A 19,881-nucleotide genomic window follows, 5' to 3' on the forward strand; every position below is an offset into this window, starting at 1 on the left:
GCCTGATGACCGAATGACTCTCTGCCTCAAGGATGGCGCATCAACGCCACGATTTCTTTTCGAACCTGGCGTGCTGCGGATGCCCTTTTTTTCCTGCAGCGCGGTGCAACCTGGCATTTTTTCGGCTCATGATGGGGCATGGCGCGAGGCGCTGGCCGGCGCCCGAGACGAAAACGGCGCTGCCGGGGATCGGCAACGCCGCAGGGAGGGCCGCCATCCGAAGCCCGACGGCTACCGGTCGTTGGCCTCGGCATGGAAGTGATCATCGAACCACTGCTGCGCCACGCTGGCCGGGTCCGCCTTGTCGACCTCGACCTGACGGTTCATGGCCTGCAGCTCTTCGGTGGTCAGGCGCGCGGAAACCTCATTGAGTGCCTTTCGGATCTCCGGGGTCAGCGCCTCTTCACGCACGATCGGCACGACATTCTGGGCCGGCACTAGGTCCCGGTCATCCTCCAGGATCACCCAGTCGTTCTGTTCAATGGCCCCCTGCGAGGAGAACATCCGCGCCACGTCGATGTCGCCATTGGCGAGCGCTCCGCGGGTCAGCGGGCCACCGGCATCGAGCGAGCGGAAATTGCCGAACGCCACGTCATAGACCCGCTTGAGCCCGGGCATGCCGGCGTCACGGGTGCGGGTCTCGGGCGGCCCGCCCAGCGTCATCTCGCCGGCTACCGGAGCAAGATCGCCGATCGTCTGCAGGTTGTACTTCGAGGCCGTATCACCGGTCACCACCAGCACATCCCGGTCCTGGGCGGGAGAATACTCCAGTGCCGTCAGGGTATCGGGCAACGCCTTGTCGAGCGCGGCACCGACCTCGTCACTGTGTCTGGCATCGCTGTACTGCCCCTGCCGATCGAGATAGGCCAGTACCGCGCCGGTGTACTCCGGCAGCACGTCCACCTCGCCGTTCTGCAGGGCCGGAAAGACCACTTCACGCGACCCCAGATTGAGGCGGGTATTGACGTTCACCCCGCGGTCCTGCAGTACATCAGCATAGATGTTGGCCAGGATCAGCTGTTCGGAGAAATTGGTCGAGCCGATGGTCACGGTGGGCCCACCACCGCTGCCCTGCTCTCCCTGCGTCTGTTGCTGCGGCTCGTCATCTCCGCCGGAGCAGCCTGCCAGAACTGCCATGAGCAGCGTGCCGAGGCCCAGCCCCCGCAGCAGCCGGATGCCTGCCGTTTGACCTGTTCGCATTGCGTTTTTCCCTTGCTCGTTGACTGCATGACCGCCGTTCGCAAACCGGGTTCATTCCTGCCGATTCGCGTTCAATCGTGACGCAAACCCCGGGCCGTGACCAGTCGCTGCAGCCCGGCAAACAGCAGTTCGGTGGCCACCGCCAGGATCGCCACCAGCACCGCCCCCACCAGCACCTGCACCAGATCGCGCACCGCCAGACCATCGATCAGATAGCGCCCCAGGCCGCCGAGCCCGACATAGGCCGCCAGCGTGGCCGTCGACATCACCTGGACCGCGGAAGTCCGCACCCCGGCCATGATCAGCGGCATGGCGATCGGCAGCTCGACCTGCAAAAGCCGCTGCCACGGGGTCATGCCCACTGCCGTGGCCGCCTGGCGGATGGCCGGATCGACCCCCCGCATGCCGACAAAGCTGTTGGTCACCATCGGCGGGATCGCCAGCGCCACCAGCGCCACGATCACCGGAATGACGCCGTAGCCGACCAGCAGGAACACGAAGATGATCACGCCGAACGACGGGACGGCGCGGCCGATGTTGGTCAGGTTGATGGCCAGCAGTCCGCCGCGACCGCTGTGCCCCAGCCCGATCCCGATGGGCAGGGCAATCGCGGCGCCGATCAGGGTCGAGACCATCATGTAGAAGATGTGTTCGAGGCCGCGTTCGAGGACACCGTTGCTGCCCTGCCAGTGTGCCGGGTCGGCCAGCCAGCCGATCAGCCCCTGCAGCAGGGCCGGAAGGGAGTCGTTCATGATGTCCTCCCGCGCTGCCAGGGGGTGAGCCACCAGAGCAGACCGACCAGGGCCAGGTCGACCGCCACCGCCAGCAGTACCGACAGCACGAAGCCGACCACCAGCGGGGTGGTGAAACTCAGCGTGAAGCCGGTAATGAAGAGCTGGCCCAGTCCGCCCTGGCCGATCAGGGCGGTCACCGTGATCAGCCCGATCACGGTGACCGCGGCGATCCGGATGCCGGCCATGATGACCGGCAGAGCGATCGGCAGCTCCACCTGCAAAAGCCGCCGCACGCGCGAATAGCCCAGTGCCCGGGCGGCTTCACACACCACCGGCGAGACACCGCGCAGTCCCTCGACGATGTTGCGAAACAGGATCAGCAGGGTATAGAGCGTCAGGCCGATCAGCGAGGTGGCCATCGACAGCCCGGTCAGCGGCATCAGCAGGATGAACAGCGCCAGCGACGGAATCGAAAACATGACCCCGGTGATCGCCAGTGACGGCGCGTACAGGCGCGGCCAGCGGATTGCCAGCAGCGCGAGCGGGAAGGCGATCAGCAGTCCGAACAGCAGCGACAGCCCCAGCAGCTGCACGTGCTGAATCAGTGCCGCCAGGATGTCATCGGTATGCGAGGCGATCCACTCCGGATTCATGACAGTCGTCTCGTCAGCTGCACCTGGCTGATCACGCCCAGATAGCGGCCATCATCGTCGACCACCGGCATGACATCGCCCGGCGCACTGATCAGGGCATTGAGGGCGCTGCGCAGGTTGGTACGCTCGTGCAGCCGGTGGCGCCAGGGCGTCAGCTCGAGCTGCTCGATCCGGCTGAGGCCATCGGCCTGCCTGAGGCGCTCCCAGTCGAGCCAGCCGAGCGGCCGGTGCGCCTCGTCCAGCACCACCACCCCGCTGCTGCCGGCCTGCTGCAGGCGGGTGCGCGCATCCCCCACGGTCGCACTGCCGGCCACGTGGACGCCGGGGTCGATCTCTTCGGGATCGAGCTGCTGCAGCGCCAGCCGTCGCAGTTCCCGATCGGCACCGATGAAATCGACCACGAATTCATCGGCCGGAGCCGCCAGCAGCCGGGTCGGAGTGTCGAACTGGGCGATGCGGCCGTTCTGATTGAAGATGGCGATCCGGTCGCCCAGTTTCATCGCCTCGTCGATATCATGAGTCACCAGCACGATGGTCTTGCCCATGCGCGCCTGCAACCGCAGCAGCTCATCCTGCAGATGGGTGCGCACGATGGGGTCCACCGCCGCGAAGGGCTCATCCATCAGCAGGATCGGCGGATCGGCGGCCAGCGCCCGGGCCAGTCCGACCCGCTGCTGCTGTCCCCCCGAAAGCTGATGGGGATAGCGCCGGATCAGCCCGGCATCGAGGCCGACCAGTTCCACCAGCTCCTCGACCCGGGCGGTAATGCGTGACTTCGGCCACTTCAGCAGCCGCGGCACGGTGGCAATGTTGTCGGCGATGGTCTGGTGGGGAAACAGCCCCGAGTGCTGCATCACATAGCCGATGTGACGCCGCAGCTGAGTGGCATCGCTTTCCATGACATCCCGGTCACCGATACGGATGCAGCCGCTGCTGAGGGTCTCGAGGCGATTGATCATGCGCAGGGTGGTGGTCTTGCCACAGCCCGAGGGGCCGACCAGCACGGTCAGTTCTCCGGCCGGCAGGGTCAGATCCAGCGCCTCGACGGCGACAGTGCCATCCGGATAACGCTTGGAGACCGTGTCAAAGACAATGGCGTGGCTGTCCTGGGCAGCATGCTGAGTACGCTGGCGAGCGGCGGCAGTCGTCAACGAGCATTCCTCTACGGGTCAGATGGGTCGATACAGCCGGCCGTGAGCGGGCTACTGCTTTACAGTCACGGACCGGCAGGGTGGCCGACCCGAGCCCTCAAGCCTGGCGGAAGCCGGGCGCGGAAACAATCACTACCGCTCAGCGCCAGTACTGCGGCAGGGCGCCCTCCCGCCCCAGCAGCGGATCGGCGGCAGGCCGGCCGACAAAACCGATACGCTGGCGCGCTGCTGCAATGTCATCCTCGCCGCTGCGACACAGGTCCCAGTCCTGCTGATCGGGTGGATAACCCGCGGTCAGGGTGAAATCGCGACTCGCCTCGAGCCGGCAGTGGCCGACCCCGGCCGGCAGCACGATGACATCGCCCGCCTGAACCGTCACCCTTTCTCCGGACTCGCCGCCCAGCATCAGGGTTGCCGAACCCCGGAAGATGCCCAGCACCTCATGGGAGACACTGTGATAGTGGTGAAACCCGAAAACGCCGCCACGCCACTGCACCGGCCACTCGTTGGCGTGAAACAGGGCTTCCAGCTGCTGCGCCAGCGCCTCGCCCTCCTCGAGTGACTGCCCCGGGCGATAGTGCAGCACCGGCAGTACGCTGTTGGGCGTGCGTCCATCGTCGTCGAACTGCCGGGTGGCAGGCGCCTGCGCCTGCCATGGCGTCGCATCGGCCTGAACTGGCATGGCATGCTCCGTTGCTCTTGCCTGTATGCCCGGAGCATAGCAGGCCGGCGGGCTTTCGACCGTACGGCCTAGCGTCCGGCCCCGCCTCGCAGGGCATGCACGGCATACTGAATGCCCTCGAGGTAATCATCCTCGATGCCGAGATCGCGCAGATGCGCGACGGTATTGTCGAGATACTCCTGACAGCTGCCCAGCACTCCCTCACCGGTACTCAGGCGATGGACGATATCGTGCTCCGCGAGCCCTTCGATGTAACGATCGTGCTCGGGATTGGCGACAAAGGCGATGCCGGGGAAACGGCCCTCCGACGTGGTCAGGGTGACCCAGTGCGGCACATAGGCACCAGTCAGCATCTCGCGTCGCCAGACCAGCAGCAATTCGGAGTCGAGATCACGCTCGGCTACCCGCAGCGCGACCCCCTCGCTGAAGCCGCCGGGCTGTAGTGACAGCATCAGGCCGGGCGCCTCCGGCGATCCCCGGCCCTGCTCCATGCTGAGACAGAAGTCGCGATGATAGCCTTCCAGGCGTACGGTCCGGCGTTCGGCCACCTCGATGCACGGATTCCACACCAGTGAGCCATAGCCAAACAGATAGACGCCATCGATGTGCTCGCTGCCCGCCGGCCGCTCGTTCAGCAGCTTCGCAATCGACTCGCGAAAGTCGTCGTTGGTCAACAGGGCCACTTCCGGATGCGTCTTTTCAAAGTGCGTACGGATGCGATCCTGCTTGAGTGCTTCACGGGTCATGGCCACGGGCTGCGGCTCCCGGGCGGTATGGTCACTCATGATGGCGGTCGTCCTGTTGTAATGTGTCTGCGGCAGGCGCCGGTCCCGCCATGGCCGGACCGGAAGCCGCGCTCGCTACTCCCTAGTGGACGACAGCTGATGCCCGCGCCGCAACAGGGCATTCAACAGGAGGGCGGCAAAGGTGGCCGTGCCGATGCCATCGAGCGTGAAGCCGCCCAGGTTCAGCGAAAAGTTGCCGGCCCCCAGCACCAGGGTCACCGCCACCACGATCAGATTGGTGTTATCGCTCAGATCGACGCCGTTCTGCACCCAGATCCGTGCCCCGGCGGCGGCAATCAGGCCGAACACGACAATCGAGGTGCCGCCCAGTACCGGACCGGGAATGGTATGAATCAAAGCGCCGAACTTGGGTGAAAACCCCAGCACCAGTGCCATGATGGCGGCAATCACGAAGATCAGCGTGGAGAAGACCCGGGTAACGGCCATCACGCCGATGTTTTCGGCATAGGTGGTAACCCCGGTGCCGCCCACGCTGCCGGACACGATGGTGGCAAGGCCATCTCCCAGAAAGGCCCGGCCGATCCAGGGGTCCAGGTGACGCCCGCTCATGGCACTGACGGCCTTGACGTGTCCCAGGTTCTCGGCGACCAGAATGACCGCCACCGGCGCGATCAGCACCATCGCATGGGGGCTGAAGGCAGGCGCGGTAAAGGCCGGCACCCCGAACCAGGCCGCCTGCGCCACCGGCGCGAAATCGATCGGCGCGCCCAGCCCGAGGCCATTGGTCAGCAGCATGTAGATCAGATAGGCCGCCAGCAGGCCGAGCAGGATCAGCAGACGCTGCAGCAGCCCCCGGGTCAGAACGGCCGCGCCGCCGATGCAGAGCACCGTCAGCAGTGCCATCCAGCTGTCGAAGCCCGAGGCCGAGACGCTTTCGACCGCCACCGGCGCCAGATTGAGGCCGATCATGGTGACGATGGCCCCGGTCACGACCGGCGGCATCAGCGCCTCGATCCAGCGGGTACCGACAGCCATCACCACCAGACCGATCAGCGCATACACCACGCCGCAGGCAATGATCCCCCCCAGCGCCAGTGCGATATCGGAGTTGGCGCCGCTGCCACCGTAACCGGTGGCCGCGATCACCACGCCGATGAAGGCAAAGCTCGAGCCCAGATAGCTGGGAATGCGCCCGCCGGTAATCACGAAGAACAGCAGGGTACCGATCCCCGACATGAAGATGGCCAGATTGGCATCGAACCCCATCAGCAGGGGGGCCAGCACCGTTGAGCCGAACATGGCCACCACATGCTGGGCCCCCATGGCCAGCATCTGACCGGCTGGCAGACGCTCATCCGGGGCGATGACCTCCCCCGGAACGCCGCTTTTCTTCCGCCACCGGGGAAACCAGGGCTCGGCCATGTCACTCTCCATGCAACGCTTCAATCGGATCGCGCGCATTCTACGCTGTTCACGTCCGGGTCTTCACGTCCCGATTCATCTCACCTCGCCCATCGTCGGGCGGCCATTATCTTCTACCCTGACGGAATCAGCGGTCCATTCGCGACCGAAATCGCATCAGCCAGGGAGGCGTCAATGCGCTACGACTATGATTATCTGATCGTGGGGGCCGGCATGGTATCCGCCAATGCCACGGCCGGCATTCGCGAGCGCGACGAGCGCGGCAGCATCGGCATCGTCGGCAGCGAGCCGAACGGACCGGTCACCCGTCCGGCCCTTTCCAAGAAGCTCTGGACCGACCCCGAATTCGGCTTTGACAAGATCTGGATGAAGCCCGAAGACAAGGGCGCCACCCTGCATGCCGACACCCGGATCGTGTCGCTGGATCGTGACCACCGCACGGTGACCGCCGACAACGGCGATGTCTTCGGCTACGGCCGGCTCTTGATTGCCACCGGCGGTGAGCCGAAGAAGCTCGATCTCGCCCCGAGCGAGCGCGTGCTCTACTTTCGCACCGTCGAGGACTATCGCCGGCTGCGCGAACTGGCGGGTAGCCAGCGCCATATCGCCGTGGTCGGTGGCAGCTACATCGGTACCGAACTGGCCGCAGCGCTGGCCCTGAACGATACCCGGGTCACCCTGATTCACCCCGAACAGGTGCTGGGCGACAGGGTCTTTCCGCCGGATCTGGCCCGGCGCTTCCAGGAGATGTATCACGCACACGGCGTCACCCTGATGGGCGGTCGTCGCCTGGCATCCGGCCGGCAGGATGACGACACGGTCACGCTGACGCTCGACAGCGGTGAAACCGTCGCCGCCGATGCCGTGGCTCTCGGACTGGGCGTCGAGCCGGTCTGCGATTTCGCCGCAGCCGCCGGCCTGGCCGTCGATGACGGCATCATGGTCGACGAGATGCTGCGCACCAGCGACCCGAACATCTTCGCCGCCGGCGACGTGGCCTCCTATCCGGACAATCTGCTGGGCCGCCAGCGCGCCGAGCATGTCGACAACGCCAACCGGATGGGTCAGCAGGCCGGTGCCATCATGGCGGGCAGCGAGGCGCCCTATACTCATACACCCTATTTCTATTCGAACGTCTTCGAGCTGGGCTATCAGGCCGTCGGCACCCTCGACAGTTCACTAAGGACCATCGAGGACTGGCAGGAACCCCAGTCCAGGGGCGTGGTGTACTATCTCGAGGAAGACGTGGTGAAGGGCGTACTGCTGGTCAACCTCAAGGAGCGGCTGGACGCCGCCCGGGAGGTCATCAAGGAGCGTACCCCGGGCGACCGCGAAGCGCTGATCGGCCGGATACGCTGAACCCGACTGCCGGGGGCCTCGGTGGGTCTTCCGGCAGATCTGCAGAGGTACTATCGAACGGCACTCGAGGCTTTCTCGTCATACTGCGCTTGCAGCTCCCCATGAATATGACGATAAAGCCCCCTCAATGCCGGAGACATGTTTTCCACGGCCTGGCGCTGATCAATATAATAGGCTGCCCGTCGTCCACAGATATCGAACATCTCGCTGGCCTGGCGGAAAATCAGCCCGGAACGCGCCAGCAGCCGGGGAAACTTGGGCTCCATGAAGGCCAGCACATGATGTCGTCCTGTCAGACCTACCATGGCAGTTGATGCCAGAAACAGGCTGACACCGATCATCCGATCACCGACCTCGCCGTCCGGATCATGAGGCACCTCTCCGGTGGTTTCCCCGGTTACCTTTCTGCTCCTGAAGCGACGGTGAATGGCCAGCCGGGAAACCTCACACAGGTAACGCCGTGAGAGGTTGCCAATGGAGGAAAGGGAATCCAGCAGGCCGTTACCGCAATGATGCTCGATCGGCAAGTGTTCGAAGCCCTCGCCTTTCTCTTCATCGGGCACGACCAGTCGTACACAACCTACCATGGTGCGAGTCCGGATATGCTCGATAAAGCACAGGTCCGCCACCTCATCATGCTCGTCCTTTTCCAGCTGACGCACCCGATCTTCCGATAACCGATACTCCAGCTCACGATTGAACACCTCGTAGCGCAACGCAAAGACCCTGTCCCGATCCTCTTGCGTGCGAGCCAGTCTGAATCTGTACTCCCGGACAACCCTCTCTATTCCGCTCATGCCACTCCCCGCCTTGCGACGCTGTATCAATGTTGTTATTGGCCCGATTCGAAGCGCCCATCAAGTATCCGTGCAGCTCTCTCGGGCCGCCCCAGATAGTATCCCTGAACATAATCTATGCCATAGGAGGTCAGGATCGGCAGCAGTGCTTCGCGATCGACGAATTCGGCAATGGTGCGCTTGCCGAAGCCCCGGGCAATGTCGGCGATGGCCCTGACGATCAGTCGATTCTCCTCGCTTTCGGGCAGTGAGCGAATGAACGAGCCATCGATCTTGATGTAGTCGGCCGGCAGCTGCCCCAGATAGTGGAAGCTGCTGAAACCGACACCGAAGTCATCAAGGGCAATCCCGCAGCCCAGCGCCCGGATGCCTTCCAGTACCCCGCGAGCCGTGGCGAAATCGGTAACGGCGGCGGTTTCGGTGACCTCGATGATCAACCGACGCGGATCGGCGCCGCTGCGCTCCAGCTCGCCTGCCAGGAAGTCCTTCAGCCCGGCATCATGCAGTGACTGCCCGGAGAGATTGAGCGCCAGACTGACGCCCTCCCCGGCCAGCCGGCTCAACAGCTGCAGGGCGTGGCTCAGCACCCAGCGATCAAGCGCCACGATCTGGCCGCTGCGCTCGGCAACGGGAATGAAGCTGGCCGGCGCAATCAGCTCGCCGTTGTCCTCTCTCAGCCGAACCAGCGTCTCGTAGTGCTGGATACTGCCATCTGCCAGTTTCACGATGGGCTGCAGCATCAGTTCGAAACGATCCTCGATCAGGGCACTGCGCAACCGCTCGACCCAGTAGACCCGTTCCTGCAGCTCATCGCGATCAGGCTGCACCGTCGATAACAGATGCCAGCGTTGTGCGCCATCCTCCTTGGCCTTGTACATGGCGAAGTCCGCGTTGGCCATCAGCTGGTTCGGGCTCTCCCCGTGCAGCGGATAGAGTGCGATACCGATGCTGGCCATGGCCCGGTGGTGGCGCTCCTCGACGGTCAGCACGATCTGATCCAGCGCCAGAGCCAGCGTCTCCGCCATCCGACAGGCCCGGTCACCATCGGCCTCTTCCAGCAGCACGGCGAACTCGTCGCCGCCCAGCCGGGCAATGATCCCGCCCTGCCCGACCTCTTCCATGATGGCCCGGGCCACCAGCCGCAACAGCTGATCGCCCGCCTGGTGTCCGCCCAGTTCGTTGACCTCCTTGAAGCGATCCAGATCCAGATAGAGCACCGCCCCGTGAGCGCCATGTACCACGGCCCGGCTCATGGCGTCCTCGAAGAAGCGCCGGTTGTAGAGCTCGGTCAGCGGATCGCGATGGGCAAGCCAGGTCAGCCGCTGTTCGGCCAGCTTGCGTTCGGTAATGTCCAGTCCGACCGAAATCATCTCCGGTTCACCGCGACCATGCGCGCCGAGAGGGGTGTGATACCAGACAATGGTGCGCGGCTGCCCATCGGCAGCATACATCACCCCCTCCTGCTGTCCGCCATGCTCGAACAGGCGTTCGCCCTGTCTGAGCTCGGGCATCATGACCTCCGTGAAACCACGCCCGAGCAGCTGATCTTCCGCAAGTCCGGTCATCATGCAGCAGTATCGGTTGACCAGTGTGATGCGATCATGACGATCGTGAGTCACGATCAGCACCTGTGCCGTATCCAGCAGGCCACTGACGAAATCGCGTTCGAATGCCAGCTCCCGAACACGCAGCTCCAGCTGCTGTCCCCGCGACTGGACCTCACCTTCCAGGGTTTCCAGCTGGTCGGTCAGATCGCGGGCAGTGCCGGCCAGCACATCGATTTCATCGTGGAACCAGCGTGCGGGCGGAGAGATGTGTCGGCGCACCATGCTGAACTCGCCGCGCGCCAGCCGCGGCAGGATTCGGCTCAACTGACGCAGCCGGGCCATGGGCTGCCACAGGATGCACAGCAGCAGCATTTCGGCGGTCAGCCAGCCGGCCAGCGCAATCAGCAGCACCATGCCCGTGGTCCGGTTGATGCGTACCAGCTGATCGGTGATATCGGAAATCAGCAGGAAATGCGTGCTGTTGGGTACGGCACCATCAACCGCACGGTCCTCCAGCGGGACCGCCGTCAGTTCGTAGTGGCGCCCCCGAAAGGCCAGTCGTTTCGGTTGTTGCCAGTGTGCAACGGGGTCGAGTTCCTGACAGGCAGCCTGTAGTACCGGTAGTACCTTGCGCTCGTGCGTCACCGCCAGCAATGAGGTCTGCCAGTCGGCCAGAAAGCGGGCAGCCCCCGGCGCGCCACCGTGCTGCTCCACCAGCAGGGCAATCTCGCTGCCGGTGCTGAGCTGAATATAGCGGGTCACATCGGCCAGCGAGCGCGACACCATGACCACCCCGACGTTGCTGCCTTCGCCCAGCACCGGTACGGCTGCATACTGGCGGCACTCCTGTCGGCAAAGCAGCACGGTGCGCGGGCGCTCGTTCTGCATGGTGGCCCGTATCCATGCCCTGTCGGGCATCACGGTTCCGCCCGCCTGCAGCTGGCCGTGATGTGCCAGCCGCTCGCCGCTGGCATCGAACACCGTGACATCATCGATTCCGGCATCCAGCTGCAGGGTCGGCCACTGCGGCGCCAGTACCCGATCGGCCGAGACGGCATCATCTGCCTGCAGGGCACTGCCAAGGTTTCCGGACGCCGCCACCACACTGGCCAGCTGCTTGAGGGCATCGGCCGAACGCTGCATGGCCAGCTCGATCTCCTGCTGCTGACGCTCATGCATCATCTGCCGTGAGTGCTGGAACTGCTCGGTCAGGCTGCGGTTGCTGTTCCATGTAATCAGCAGGGCCAGGCCCAGCAGTACCAGACTGGTCAGGGCCAGGGCGCGCCATTTCAGACTCAGTCGCCGGGAGTTGCCAGATCGGGCCATAGCGTTACCGAGTCTCAGAACAGGAAGGAAGTCTGCAGCAGCAGCATGTTCCAGTAGCGGTCGGTATCGTCACGCTCCAGATTGTCCCGCAGTGGCAGCCAGCCGGTGCCATCGACATGGTGCCACTCCGCCTCGAGCAGCCAGCCGGAGCTGATGCGCCACCGGAGGCCGGTCGTGATGTCCCGCGCAAACCGGGAGTGCGCAGGCCCCAGACCGGCTGCTTCATATGTCCGGCCGGAAGGATCGTCCCGATTACTGATCAGGGCGTCATAACGCAGCAACCACTGCCAGTTATCGAGGAAACGATAGGTATACTGCAGATACCAGCTTTCTCCCGTTACATTCGAATTCATGCCGTCCCTGTCGAAGTGATCCAGTTCCAGCCGCCGCCGGGCATACTCTGCCGTAAGACTCCAGTGCTCGCGGTTGTACTGCAGTGACAGTATCCATGGCTGAAAGGAAAAATCACCCGAGCCGGCCATCCGGGTATCAAGATCGGCATTGACCCAGGCAGCACTCAGCGCGGCGATGAAACGTCCACCTGCATGCTCGTAGCGGACCTGACCGATCCACGAAGTACGGCCATCCAGTGAAGGCTGTTTTCCCGCGGTCATCAGGGTATATTCGGCATCGCTATTGAGCCGCGGCTTGCCGACCCCCGCCTGAAAACGCAGGGTCCCACTCGACAGGCGCTCTTCTTCATAAAGCAGCAGACCATCGGATGAAAGTCCCACCGACCGGGTGCGATCGAAATAGATCGACTGCGGCAGCAGCACACCGGGACGCGTTGAGGGGATATCGCGGGTCAGATTGTAGAAACCGAACGGATTCTTGAAGCGTCCGGTCTGGATGCCCATGGTCCTGTTGCCATCAGCCAGCAGCTGATAATCCAGCACCCCATAATCGAGTTCGGGATCGGTAATACTGCTGCCCTGGCCGGCCTTGCGGGCCAGCACCTGGGCGGCCAGCAGCATGTTTTGCGAAGGCCGGGTAGAGACATTGAGTCCCAGCTCGGTATATTCCAGACTGCCGCCCTCTTCGCTGCTAGGGCCGAAGAAATCATTGTGATCGCTGACAATCAGCGCCTGACTCATGAACCCGTGCATCTGGAAGGTATCGGCGATTTCGCTGGCGCTCGCTCCCGGAACCAGCCCCAGTGCCAGTGTGATCATCAGGCCGATCCTTGCCATGTCACTGCTCAGTCTATTCAACGCCAACCACTCGAACCCGATCATTCAATGCCGATCGGTCGACATAACCGATCCCTCCGGGAGTCGCTGCCACCCGATCCACCATGGCCGACTCGTTCGCCACTTCATTCGGTGCCTGACCCGTACCGGAAAAAACCGCCCGATCCCAGGCGAGCCGCAGCTGATGCGGGTAGACGTTCAGCACTTCCTTGGCAAAACGCTCATGGATGGCATTGCTGTCCGGCAGCACAAAGACGTGTGCCGACTGGCCATTGGGAAGCGTACGCTGACGCATGGCAAAGATGGCTCTTGCCGTCTCACGATTCAGGCTGTCCAGTTCCACGCCCGGATGGGTAATGATCACCAGTGCCGAGGGCTCTGCAGCCACGCCTGGCGGCAACATCACGATCATCAGCACCATCAGGGCAATCAGGCGCCGAAACATGACCCGGAGCCTCCTCTGCATGCACCTCTCATCAAATGTCCTCGCCCCGGCAGCAGCGTGGCTGACTCATGGCGAAGCAACGCGCGACGGTTGCAATCGGCAGCTCGGCAATCGTTCATGGCCGACGATACTGACAGAACATCCAGTCTGCGAAGACGGAAGAAGACCCACTTTTATCCTCTTGAACCTGTTATTGATTGTTCCTCAACTCTAATGGACATTGCCGGGCATATCGAACCGGCAGCGTTTTTGCCCATCAGCCGCGGCCGGTTCCCGAACAAAAAAAGCCCCGACACGAATGTCGGGGCATACTGTAGAAGAATGCGCGGCACTACACGTCCAGATAATCGAGAATCCCTTCCGCGGCACTGCGCCCTTCAAAGACGGCGGTCACCACCAGATCGGAGCCACGCACCATGTCACCGCCGGCGAAGACCTTCTCGTTGGAGGTCTGGAAGGCAAAATCGCCCTGCTCCGGCGCCATGATGCGGCCGCGATCGTCGATATCGATACGGTTTTCATCCAGCCAGGCAATCTCGCTGGGCTGGAAACCGAAGGCGATGATCACGGCATCGCACTCGATGACCTCTTCCGAATCCGGCACGATCTCGGCTCGCTGACGACCGGCCTCGTCGGGTTCACCCAGCCGGGTACGTACCAGCTTGACTCCCTCGACACGCTCCTCGCCAAGAATCGCCACCGGCTGGCGATTGAAGAGGAATTCCACGCCTTCCTCCCGGGCATTCTTGACCTCGCGCTTCGAGCCCGGCATGTTGGCTTCGTCACGGCGATAGGCACAGGTGACCTCATCGGCGCCCTGACGCAACGCGGTCCGGTTGCAGTCCATGGCGGTATCGCCACCGCCCAGCACCACCACGCGCTGGCCTTCCAGCGAGGTGAAATCCGAGGGCGATGCCGTATAGCCGAGGTTGTGGTTGACGTTGGCGATCAAAAAATCGAGCGCCTTGTGCACGCCTTCGAGCTGCTCGCCGGGGAAGCCGCCCTCCATGTACTTGTAGGTGCCCATGCCCATGAACACGGCATCATGGCCTTCCAGCAGCTCCTCGAAGGGCAGGTCGCGGCCGATGTCCACGCCCAGCCGGAATTCCACGCCCATCTCCTCGAGCACGCTGCGCCGCCGCTTCATGACATTCTTTTCGAGCTTGAACTCGGGAATGCCGAAGGTCAGCAGACCGCCGATCTCGGGATAGCGGTCGTAGACCACCGGGCGTACCCCGTTGCGCACCAGTACATCGGCACAGGCCAGTCCGGCCGGCCCGGCCCCGATGATCGCCACGCGCTTGTCGGTCCACTCCACGCCGGTCATGTCCGGGCGCCAGCCCATGGCAAAGGCGGTATCGGTAATGTACTTCTCGATCGAACCGATGGTGACGGCCCCGAAGCCATCATTGAGGGTGCAGTCACCCTCGCAGAGCCGATCCTGCGGGCAGACCCGGCCACACACCTCGGGCAGCGAATTGGTGCGGTGCGACAGCTCCGCGGCCTCGAGGATGTTGCCCTCGGTCACCAGCTTGAGCCAGTTGGGAATGTAATTGTGGACCGGGCACTTCCATTCACAGTACGGATTGCCGCAGTGCAGGCAGCGGTGCGCCTGACTGGCCGCCTCGCCGGGACGATACTCGGCATAGATCTCGGCGAATTCGCGCACCCGCAGATGCGCTTCCTTCTTTTCCGGATCGCGACGACCGACATCGATGAACTGGAAATCGTTGGAGAGTTGCTGTGCCATTGATGATTCTCCTCACTCGGCCGACGCCGGCTTATTCCGGCTGCCGCCGTGACTGGGCCAGCAGCCCGTTGAGACTTGCGGCCTTGGGCTTGACCAGCCAGAAGTGACGCACATAGTCGGAAAAGTCGCTGAGCAGCTCCTGGCCCCAGGCAGACCGGGTCTGGGCGACATAATCCTGCAGTATCTCGCGCAGATAGCGACGATAGGCTTCCATGTGTTCGGTACTGACGCGGTGGATCTCGACCAGCTCATGGTTGTAGCGGTCGACGAAGTCCCGTTCCAGATCAAGCACGAAGGCGAACCCGCCGGTCATGCCGGCCCCGAAATTGAGACCGGTTCTGCCCAGCACCGTGACCACCCCGCCGGTCATGTACTCGCAGCAGTGATCCCCGGCGCCCTCGATGACCGCATGGCAGCCGGAATTGCGCACCGCGAAGCGCTCCCCGGCCTGTCCGGCGGCGTAGAGCTGACCACCGGTGGCGCCATACAGGCAGGTGTTGCCGATGATCGCGGTATGGTGGCTCTCGAAGCGGCTCGCCTTCGGCGGTGTAATCACCAGCCGGCCACCGTTCATGCCCTTGCCGACATAGTCGTTGGCATCGCCTTCGAGATACATGTTGAGTCCGTGGGCATTCCACACGCCGAAGCTCTGTCCGGCGACCCCCGTCAGCCGCAGGGTGATCGGGGCCTCTTCCAGCCCGGCCTCGCCGTAGCGCCTGGCGATTGCCCCCGAGAGGGTCGCTCCGATCGAGCGGTCGCAGTTGGTGACGTCAAACGCATACTCGCCGCCACTGCGCTGTTCCAGCGCCTCACTGACCGCGGCCAGGATCTGCTGGTTCTTCGCCCCCGGGTCATGCGGCTCGTTGCGGTGCACCTGACAGAACTGCGGTGCATCCGCCGGCACCCAGTCGTTGTGCAGCAGCGAGCGGAACTCCAGCTGACGCTGGGCGCGCGTTTCACCCTCGATCTGCTCGAGCAGGTCCACCCGTCCGATCAGATCGGTCAGTCGGCGCACGCCCAGCATGGCCATGATTTCCCGCACTTCCTCGGTGATGAAGCGGAAGTAGTTCTTGACCATGTCGACGGTGCCGCGGAAGTGCTCATCCCGCAGCGACTGGTGCTGGGTCGCCACGCCGGTGGCACAGTTGTTGAGATGACAGATGCGCAGGTACTTGCAGCCCAGCGCCACCATCGGTGCGGTGCCGAAGCCGAAGCTCTCGGCACCGAAGATCGCCGCCTTGACGACATCCAGCCCGGTCTTCAAGCCGCCATCGGTCTGCAGCCGGATCTTGTCGCGCATGCCGTTGATCCGCAGCGCCTGATGCACCTCGGGCAGCCCCAGCTCCCACGGTGAGCCGGCGTGCTTGATCGAGGTCAGCGGACTCGCCGCGGTACCACCGTCATAGCCGGAGACGGTGATCAGATCGGCGTAGGCCTTGGCCACGCCGGTGGCGATGGTGCCGATGCCGGGCTCGGAAACCAGCTTGACCGATACCTGGGCCTCGGGGTTGACCTGCTTGAGATCGAAGATCAGCTGCGCCAGATCCTCGATCGAATAGATGTCATGGTGCGGCGGCGGCGAGATCAGGGTCACTCCGGGCACGGCATAGCGCAGCCGGGCGATCAGCTCGTTGACCTTGCCGCCCGGCAGCTGGCCGCCCTCACCGGGCTTGGCCCCCTGGGCGACCTTGATCTGCAGTACCTCGGCACTGGCCAGATAGGCGGGCGTCACCCCGAAGCGGCCGGAGGCAATCTGCTTGATCTTCGAGTTCTTGATCGTGCCGTAGCGCGCCGGGTCCTCGCCCCCTTCACCGGAGTTCGAGCGGCCGCCGGTCTCGTTCATCGCCTGGGCCAGCGACTCGTGTGCCTCGGGCGAGAGCGCGCCCAGACTCATGCCGGCACTGTCAAAGCGCGGCAGCAGCGACTCGACCGGTTCCACCTCACTGATATCCACCGGCTCCTCGCCTTCACGGAGCTTCAACAGATCGCGCAGGGTCGCCACCGGACGCTCGTTGACCAGCCGGGCAAACTTCTGCCACTTGCCGTAATCGCGCTCCTGCACCGACTCCTGCAGCAGCTTGATCACGTCCGGGTTGTAGGCGTGGTACTCGTGGTCGTGCACGTAGCGGTAGAGCCCGCCCTGACGAATCGGCTTGCGCCGCTTCCAGGCTTCCCGCGCCAGCAGCTCCTGCGCCATCTGCAGCTCGGCAAAGCCGGCGCCCTCGATGCGGGACGCCATGTCGGGAAAGCACATGTCCCGCACCTCGGAGGCCAGCCCCACGGCCTCGAACAGCTGCGAGCCGCGATAGGAGGCAATGTGCGAAATGCCCATCTTGGAGAGGATCTTGTAGAGCCCCTTCTGCAGCCCCCGTCGATAGTTCTCGCGCCCTTCGGCGGGATCGCCGCTCAGCTCGCCGGTGCGGTACATGTCCGCCATCACCTGATAGGCCAGCCAAGGGTAGATCGCCGTGGCTCCCACGCCGAACAGCACCGCCATCTGGTGGGCATCACGTGCCCAGGCGGTTTCGACCACCAGGTTGACCCGCGGCCGCAGGGTCAGGCGACCGAGGTGATGATGCACGGCACCGACCGCCAGTACCGGATGAATCGGCAGCTGCCCGCGTTCGAGTCCGGCATCGCTGAGCACCAGAATCACGCTGCCCCGCCGGGCGGCCTGTTCGGCACGCTGGCAGAGCTCATGCAGCGCCTGGCGCAGCGAGAGGTTCTCGCCATCGTAGTTCAGCGACAGCGTCTCGCTGACGAAGGCCGGGTCGTCCTGGCTGGTCAGCGCGGTAAACTTGCGTGGCGACAGGATCGGCGTGGTCAGGATCAGCCGATGAGCATGTTCGGGAGTCGCCCGGAAGACGTTGAGCTCGGCCCCCATGCAGGTCTCCAGCGACATCACGATCGCCTCGCGCAGCGGATCGATCGGCGGATTGGTGACCTGGGCAAACTTCTGCCGGAAGAAGTCGGTCAGCGCCCGCGGCTGACGTGACAGCACCGCCATGGGGGTATCGTCCCCCATCGAACCAACGGCCTCCTGGCCGCTTTCGGCCAGCGGGCGCAGGATCTGATCACGCTCCTCGTTGGTGACGAGGAACATCTTCTCCTGCACCGCCAGCGTCTCGGCATCCATCGGCTGGAAGCGGGCCAGCTCGGTCAGCGCCGACTCCAGATACTGGGCGTTGTCCTTCAGCCAGCGCTTGTAGGGATAGGCCGACTTGAGCTGATCATCGACATCGCTGGTATGCAGCACCTCGCCGGTATGGGTATCCACCGAGAGAATCTGGCCGGGGCCGACCCGCCCCTTGGCCACCACCGATTCCGGGGCGTAATCCCACACCCCGATTTCCGAGGAGAGCGTGATGTAGCCGTTGTCGGTGATGACCCAGCGCGCCGGGCGCAGGCCGTTGCGATCGAGCATGCACACGGCATGGCGGCCATCGGTCAGCACGATGCCGGCCGGCCCGTCCCAGGCCTCCATGTGCATCGAGTTGTACTCGTAGAAGGCGCGCAGGTCGGCATCCATGGTTTCGACGTTCTGCCACGCCGGCGGCACCATCATGCGCACGGCGCGATAGAGTTCCATGCCACCGGTCAGCAGCACTTCGAGCATGTTGTCCATGCTCGAGGAGTCGGAGCCGGTGGTATTGACGATCTCGTCGAGCTCTTCGATGTCACTCAGATGTTCGCTGGCGAAGTTCGCGCGCCGGGCATTGGCCCAGCTGCGATTGGCCTCGATGGTGTTGATCTCGCCGTTGTGCGCCAGAAAGCGAAACGGCTGCGCCAGCGGCCAGCGCGGCGCGGTGTTGGTGGAGAAGCGCTGGTGAAAGACACAGATCGAGGTTTCGAGCCGCTCGTCGCCGAGATCATCATAGAAGGTCGGCAGATCGGCGGGCATCATCAGCCCCTTGTAGGAAACCACCTTTGAGGAGAGCGAGCAGACATAGAACGCCTCGTCATCCCGCAGCTGCTGTTCGGCCAGCCGGCGTCCCATGAACAGATCGACGTTGAACGCCATGTCCTCGTGGCGGCCCTCGGCCGGCTCGACGAAGATCTGGCGAATGCGGGGCATGCACTCCCTGGCGATCGGCCCGCAGACTTCCGGATGCACCGGTACATCACGCCAGCCGCGCACGTTCAGGCCGCGCCCGGCGAGCTGCTCTTCCAGTACTGCCCGGCCATGCTGTTCACGGGCATCATCATCGGCAAAGAAGACCACGCCCACGGCGAAGTTGTCGCCCAGCTCGGCATCCAGGGCCTCGCGGGCCCTGATGCGCATGAATCCGTCAGGCATGGCAAACAGCAGACCGCAGCCATCACCGGTCTTGCCATCGGCATTGATGCCACCGCGGTGGGTCATGCAGGTCAGGGACTCGATCGCGGTCGACAGCAGGTCATGACTCGCCTGCCCTTCCATGTGGGCGATCAGGCCAAAGCCACAGTTGTCACGGTACTCTCCGGGATGGTGGAGACCTCTGGTCATGGACGTGCCTCTAACAGGAATGTGTCTGCACCGACGCCACTCGGTCAAACCGAAGGGGGTTGTCGTCGTCTTGAAAGCCGGTTATATTTTTCGGTTATTCTTGTTATGGCCGCGCCATATGGGTCCTGCTGGCGGGTTCGGGAGAGGCATCGAGCATATCGACAAGGCCAGCCCGGCGCAAATTTCACTCCTCCACTTTCGCGACAAAATCATCGCAAAATCGCGTAATTACCCACCACGGCAAACAAAATTGCACAGCTTCTCAACGAGATAAAGAAAAAACGCACGCTCCTGCGGCAGAAGCGCAGTGAATCACACTATGACTTATCTCCATGCCGATCATGCATGGGCCATGCTGTTTTGTCAGCGTGCCAGCGCTGCCGGCTGGCTCCG

14 protein-coding genes are annotated in these 19,881 nt (G+C 63.7%); 1 reads left to right on the plus strand and 13 read right to left on the minus strand.

Going from position 1 to position 19,881, the window contains the following annotated elements; all coding sequences use genetic code 11:
- Positions 1 to 231: 231 nt before the first annotated feature.
- The 7 genes from C7446_RS07880 to C7446_RS07910 all read right to left on the minus strand — a co-directional run bounded on the left by C7446_RS07880 (position 232) and on the right by C7446_RS07910 (position 6,588).
- Positions 232 to 1,200: an ABC transporter substrate-binding protein gene (locus C7446_RS07880; RefSeq protein ID WP_121172542.1), complete on the minus strand. Its 969-nt coding sequence runs from the start codon at positions 1,198 to 1,200 to the stop codon at positions 232 to 234.
- Between the two features lie 71 nt (positions 1,201 to 1,271).
- Positions 1,272 to 1,952: an ABC transporter permease gene (locus tag C7446_RS07885; RefSeq protein ID WP_121172543.1), complete on the minus strand. Its 681-nt coding sequence runs from the start codon at positions 1,950 to 1,952 to the stop codon at positions 1,272 to 1,274.
- A complete protein-coding gene (locus C7446_RS07890; RefSeq protein ID WP_121172544.1) occupies positions 1,949 to 2,587 on the minus strand; it encodes an ABC transporter permease in 639 nt (212 codons plus the stop codon). The genes C7446_RS07885 and C7446_RS07890 overlap by 4 nt, the downstream gene beginning before the upstream one ends.
- Positions 2,584 to 3,738 (minus strand): ATP-binding cassette domain-containing protein, encoded by a 1,155-nt coding sequence (locus tag C7446_RS07895; RefSeq protein ID WP_211327898.1) that lies wholly within the window; start codon positions 3,736 to 3,738, stop codon positions 2,584 to 2,586. The genes C7446_RS07890 and C7446_RS07895 overlap by 4 nt, the downstream gene beginning before the upstream one ends.
- Positions 3,739 to 3,877: 139 nt before the next feature.
- On the minus strand, positions 3,878 to 4,420 hold the full coding sequence (locus tag C7446_RS07900) for a cupin domain-containing protein (RefSeq protein ID WP_121172545.1): 543 nt from the start codon (positions 4,418 to 4,420) through the stop codon (positions 3,878 to 3,880).
- Between the two features lie 68 nt (positions 4,421 to 4,488).
- On the minus strand, positions 4,489 to 5,205 hold the full coding sequence (locus tag C7446_RS07905) for a gamma-glutamylcyclotransferase (RefSeq protein ID WP_121172546.1): 717 nt from the start codon (positions 5,203 to 5,205) through the stop codon (positions 4,489 to 4,491).
- Positions 5,206 to 5,280: 75 nt separating this feature from the next.
- Positions 5,281 to 6,588, minus strand: coding sequence for a solute carrier family 23 protein (locus tag C7446_RS07910; RefSeq protein WP_121172547.1), 1,308 nt, complete (start codon positions 6,586 to 6,588; stop codon positions 5,281 to 5,283).
- A gap of 174 nt (positions 6,589 to 6,762) precedes the next feature.
- Here C7446_RS07910 and C7446_RS07915 point away from each other — a divergent pair, with 174 nt between their 5' ends.
- Positions 6,763 to 7,947 carry an NAD(P)/FAD-dependent oxidoreductase gene (locus C7446_RS07915; protein WP_121172548.1) on the plus strand — a complete coding sequence of 395 codons (1,185 nt, stop codon included), beginning with the start codon at positions 6,763 to 6,765 and terminating at the stop codon, positions 7,945 to 7,947.
- Positions 7,948 to 7,997: 50 nt separating this feature from the next.
- On the opposite strand, the gene C7446_RS07920 is transcribed toward C7446_RS07915, so the two are convergent.
- The 6 genes from C7446_RS07920 to gltB form a co-directional block, all read right to left on the minus strand.
- Complete coding sequence (locus tag C7446_RS07920) at positions 7,998 to 8,744, minus strand: PEP-CTERM/exosortase system-associated acyltransferase (RefSeq protein ID WP_121172549.1); 747 nt, start codon at positions 8,742 to 8,744, stop codon at positions 7,998 to 8,000.
- A gap of 35 nt (positions 8,745 to 8,779) precedes the next feature.
- A complete protein-coding gene (locus C7446_RS07925; RefSeq protein WP_121172550.1) occupies positions 8,780 to 11,617 on the minus strand; it encodes a bifunctional diguanylate cyclase/phosphodiesterase in 2,838 nt (945 codons plus the stop codon).
- Between the two features lie 14 nt (positions 11,618 to 11,631).
- Positions 11,632 to 12,807 carry a hypothetical protein gene (locus C7446_RS07930; protein ID WP_245977763.1) on the minus strand — a complete coding sequence of 392 codons (1,176 nt, stop codon included), beginning with the start codon at positions 12,805 to 12,807 and terminating at the stop codon, positions 11,632 to 11,634.
- Positions 12,808 to 12,820: 13 nt separating this feature from the next.
- On the minus strand, positions 12,821 to 13,252 hold the full coding sequence (locus C7446_RS07935; protein ID WP_245977764.1) for a type 2 periplasmic-binding domain-containing protein: 432 nt from the start codon (positions 13,250 to 13,252) through the stop codon (positions 12,821 to 12,823).
- Between the two features lie 331 nt (positions 13,253 to 13,583).
- Positions 13,584 to 15,002: an FAD-dependent oxidoreductase gene (locus C7446_RS07940; protein ID WP_121172552.1), complete on the minus strand. Its 1,419-nt coding sequence runs from the start codon at positions 15,000 to 15,002 to the stop codon at positions 13,584 to 13,586.
- 31 nt (positions 15,003 to 15,033) lie between these two features.
- Positions 15,034 to 19,488 carry a glutamate synthase large subunit gene (gltB, locus tag C7446_RS07945; protein ID WP_121172553.1) on the minus strand — a complete coding sequence of 1,485 codons (4,455 nt, stop codon included), beginning with the start codon at positions 19,486 to 19,488 and terminating at the stop codon, positions 15,034 to 15,036.
- Positions 19,489 to 19,881 lie beyond the last annotated feature (393 nt).

The organism is Kushneria sinocarnis (genome assembly GCF_003633775.1).
GTDB lineage: Bacteria > Pseudomonadota > Gammaproteobacteria > Pseudomonadales > Halomonadaceae > Kushneria > Kushneria sinocarnis.